Origin of the sequence: Acidovorax sp. HMWF018, assembly GCF_003061035.1 — a bacterium.
GTDB classification, from domain to species: Bacteria; Pseudomonadota; Gammaproteobacteria; order Burkholderiales; family Burkholderiaceae_C; genus Acidovorax; species Acidovorax delafieldii.
Genome location: NZ_QAIM01000476.1, coordinates 1 through 948, shown reverse-complemented (window position 1 = coordinate 948; position 948 = coordinate 1). Strand labels below are relative to the sequence as shown.

Here is a 948-nt window from a genome sequence, read left to right as displayed (position 1 = left end):
CCCCGCCTGCAGCCGCGCGAGTTCTACGACCTGGTGGTCGAGGTCGCCATCGTGCGCCCCGGTCCCATCCAGGGGGGCATGGTGCACCCGTATCTGCAGGCGCGCGAGCGCCGGCGCAAGGGCGAGCCTCTGCAACTCGAAAAGCCGGAGCTGGAGGACGCCCTGGCGCGCACGCTGGGCGTGCCCATCTTCCAGGAGCAGGTGATGCAGATCGCCATGATCGCGGCGGGCTTCACCCCCGGCATGGCCGACGACCTGCGCCGCTCCATGGCCGCCTGGAAGCGCAAGGGCGGCGTGCATCGCTTTGAAGAGCCTCTCAAACAAGGCATGAAAGACCGGGGCTATCCCGCCGAATTTGCCGACCGCATCTTCCAGCAGATGCTGGGCTTTGGCGAATACGGCTTTCCTGAAAGCCATGCCCACAGCTTTGCGTTGCTGGCCTATGCCAGCAGCTGGCTCAAGTGCCACGAGCCCGCGTGCTTTTTGGCGGCGCTGCTCAACTCGTTGCCCATGGGCTTTTACAGCGCCTCGCAACTGGTGCAGGACGCCCGCCGCCACGGCGTGCGCGTGCTGCCGATCGACGTGACTGTGAGCGACATCGACTGCACGCTGGAGGGCAACCCCGAGCCGCTGCGCCCCGCACGCGGCCTGGGCGCACCGCCGCTGCCCCAGCCCGCCGTGCGCCTGGGCCTGCGGCTGGTAGGCAGCCTGCACGGAGATGCCGCCCGGCGCCTGCTGCACGCCCGCGCCACAGGCCCCGCCTTTGCCACCACCGAAGACCTGGCCCTGCGTGCCCAACTGAGCCAGCAAGACCTGCAAGCCCTGGCAGCCGCCGATGCCCTGGCCAGCCTGTCGGGCCACCGGCGCCAGCAGATGTGGGACGCCGCCGCCCAGCACAGCGCGCCTCCCCTGTGGCGCGACGTGCCCGTGCACGAGGCCCCGCTGCAA

Annotated in this window: 1 pseudogene; it reads left to right on the top strand. The window is 70.0% G+C overall.

What is annotated here, in order from left to right:
* Nucleotides 1-948 (top strand): annotated as a pseudogene (locus DBR23_RS31285) (error-prone DNA polymerase); the annotation flags it as partial.